The organism is Streptomyces omiyaensis (assembly GCF_014650895.1).
GTDB lineage: Bacteria > Actinomycetota > Actinomycetes > Streptomycetales > Streptomycetaceae > Streptomyces > Streptomyces omiyaensis.
In genome coordinates this window covers 1-3,061 of record NZ_BMVV01000071.1, presented here as the reverse complement: position 1 = coordinate 3,061, position 3,061 = coordinate 1, and the positions used below count along the sequence as shown (strand labels likewise).

Below are 3,061 nucleotides of genomic sequence, written 5' to 3'. Positions count from 1 at the left end.
GGATGACCGCCGAAGGCCGGGCCGAACAGGCCAAGGGCCACGCCCGCCACGCCAAGGAAGACATCAAGGACACCTTCCGGAACTAGAACCGGAAAACCGTTCCGCATCACCGCTTCCCCCTACCCGCGAGGCCCCGACCCCTCCCCCGGTCGGGGCCTCGCGGCATGCCCGGACGCACCGGGGAATCCGACCGCCCGTCCGCCTTGGGGCCCGCGCCCGCACGGGAAGCCTTTTCCGGTCCGCTCCGCACGCGCCGGAGCGGACCGGCGGCATGAAAAGCCCCGCCCGCGGTGGCCGCCCGAATCCGGCAGCCGGCGAACCGGTGACAGACGGACCGGTCACAGGCGAACCGGCGGCCGGGGCTCCCGGCCGCGGTCCTGCGGCCTTCGGGGGCCCGCGTCACCTGCTCCGGGCGGCCTCGCCGAAGTACGCGGCCACGTCCTGCCGGTACTGACCGTCGGCCCGGTCGGCTTCGGAGAGGTGCTGGGGGGCGTCCTCGACCTGGCCTCGCGTGAGGGCCAGCCGGATGGTCTTCTCGTCCGCTTCGCACCGGAGGACCGCGCTCGCCGGGATCAGCAGCTTTCCGAAGATCCACGCTCCCCCGTCCAGGACCAGCCAGGCGTCCCCCGCCTCCTCGGAATGTCCGTCCACGCGTCCCACGAACCCGTCGGTCGCCATCACGCTCCAGCCGGCCAGATCGGTGCCGGTCCGGTGCCCACAGGTCGGGCTGTACTCCCACAGGTCGTTCGCCACAACGGTGCTCCTTCGCTCTCGGGCCGGGTACCGACGCCATGCGTTCCGCCCGACCGGTTCACCGACCGCGTGCCCGCCGCCGCGGCGCCTCACCCCGGAAGTCTCCGGTCTGCGCGTCGTGCGGTCGTGGCGCCGGGTCAGGGGCGGGCGAGGCCGAGCCGGACGGCGTCGCGGGTGACGGCGTCGCGGACGCTCAGGTGCTCGCCGTCCCGGCCGGCCTCGGCGCGCGGGGAGTCGGCGCGCACGGTCAGGAGGTCGGCGAGTGCGCGCTGCGGTTCGCTCGGGCTCCGCCGGCCCGCGTAGGGGTCCGTCCCCGGACCGTAGGCGCCGCGCACGGACCGGTGCGCGCCGAACGGCGGGAACCACCCGGATGGCCCCCGGCCGCGGCGCGGAGGGCGCTCCGAGAGCGGGTGGGCGTCGGGCGAGGGTGCCGGCGGTGAGGTGGAGGCGGACGCGAGGGGACGGTCTCGCGGAGAGAGCGCGGGCGGTGTTTTCGCTCCTGGAGATGATCTACGTACAACTCTTCGGCCGAGGTGCGGGTCTCATCGGGCGGCGCCGACAGAGACGGGCGTCGATCCGACCTTTCAGGAGGAACGCTTTGATCTCCGCCAGCACCAGCCGTCGGGGTGTCTCCGCCGCGATCACCACCGTCCTCGCCGTGACGCTGGGTGCGGGCGCCCTGGCCGTTCCGGCCGGCGCCGCCGCGCTGCCCGCAGTCGTGGCCGCCGAGGCGGGGGCCCAGGGGGTACCCCTGGCGTATCCGGCGGGTGTGTCGTCGTTCGAGGCGGTCGGGAAGAGCGGTTTCCTGACCAAGAACTGGTCGGGCAACACGTCCCGTGTGTTCACGTGGACCCGGTTCGCGGACGGGGCGACCACCGTGATCGACGGGTCGGTGGCCGACTCCACGGGCTCGGACGTGGTCATGACCGGAAAGGGGACGACCCCCGAGCGTTCCCTGGTGCTGCAGCTGCGCGACATGGCCGACGGCGGCCGGACCGTCACGATGGACCTGCGTCCGCTGAACGCCACGTATGTGCAGGCCGTCTCGAAGGACACGATCCTGGCGGAGGTGACGAAGGCCGACGGGTCCGTGGAGCTGCACCTGGTCGCCAGTGCCGGCGGCAGCCTCACGCAGCGGAAGGTCGAGGGCATCCCGGCCGGCGCCAGGAGTTTCAAGGCCACTCCTGCCAGGGGCGGTTCTGTCCTCGTCCACTACCACTACGCGTCGGGCGGCACTTCTACGGCCCGGGTCGCCGCCGTCGACCTGTCCGCTGCCAAGGCGGCCTTCACCCACGACAACGCGGAGATCAGCGGCAATTCTTACCGGGAGTACGCCTCGATCTCCGCCACGCACCTCGCCTGGGTGAGCGGCGGGAAGGTCGTCACCGTGGAGCGGGCCACCGGGGTCACGTCCTCGTTCGATCCCAAAGCCCACGAGGAACTGGGCCTCACCGTGGGGCTGGTGGGTTCGTGGGTGACCTACGGCACCCCGGATTCCCTGAAGGGCGACGGCTACGGCCAGATCCGGCCGGTGATCCCGTACACGGCGAAGTCTCTGACCACGGGCGAGACGGTCAAGCTCCTCGACTACGTCGGTGTGCCCCTCACCGGCGCCGACGGCTCGGTGTTCGTGCGCGGCGGGACCGTCGAGCACGGCGAAGGGGTGTACCGGATCGCCCTCGGCTCGGACGGCAGGCCGGCCGCCGAACTGGTCGCCTCCAGCGGCGAGCCGACGAAACTGACCTTCCTCGGCACGCGGTTCCCGCAGCCCTTCGACCTCTCCTCCCCGATCCCGCTCGTGTGGGAGATGTCCCGGGACAACGCCGACGTCAGCCTGAAGATCGTCCACCGTGCGACCGGCCGGTCCTTCTCCAAGACGCTGCACCTCTCCACCGAGTCCGCCGGCAGCCCGTACTACTACGGTCCCGGGCAGTTCGGCATCGGCTGGTCGGAGGTCGCCGGCCGCATGGGCCTGGACGCTCCGAACGGGATCTACGACTGGTCGTTCACGGCCGTCCCGCACAACGGCGTCGGCCCGGACCTGAAGGCCTCCGGCAGCTTCACGGCCGGCCGGAACCTCGCCACCCAGCACGACATCGACTGGGACGACGACGTCGAGCTGCTGGCCCGGGACGCCACGGGCACGCTGTGGAAGCTCAACGGCGAGTACGACGCCGCCGGCAAGACCCTCGCTACGGGCTACGCGCCCGTCAGGATCGGCGGCGGCTGGCAGGCCTACGACCGGATCGAGGTGCTCGGCTCGGTCGGCTCCGGCCCCTCCGACTTCGTCGCCCGCGACAAGACGGGC

The 3,061-nt window shown here is 72.3% G+C and carries 3 protein-coding genes; 1 reads left to right on the top strand and 2 read right to left on the bottom strand.

The window, feature by feature from the left end; translation table 11 throughout:
* Positions 1–399 precede the first annotated feature (399 nt).
* Complete coding sequence (locus IE287_RS38015) at positions 400–753, bottom strand: PRC-barrel domain containing protein (RefSeq protein WP_189853999.1); 354 nt, start codon at positions 751–753, stop codon at positions 400–402.
* Positions 754–890: 137 nt separating this feature from the next.
* The gene (locus tag IE287_RS38010) at positions 891–1,088 is read right to left on the bottom strand and encodes a hypothetical protein (protein WP_189853998.1); all 198 of its coding nucleotides are present in this window, start codon (positions 1,086–1,088) and stop codon (positions 891–893) included.
* Positions 1,089–1,351: 263 nt separating this feature from the next.
* Between IE287_RS38010 and IE287_RS38005 the strand changes: the two genes are divergently transcribed.
* On the top strand, positions 1,352–3,061 hold a 1,710-nt coding region (locus IE287_RS38005; RefSeq protein ID WP_189853997.1), incomplete at its 3' end, for a hypothetical protein.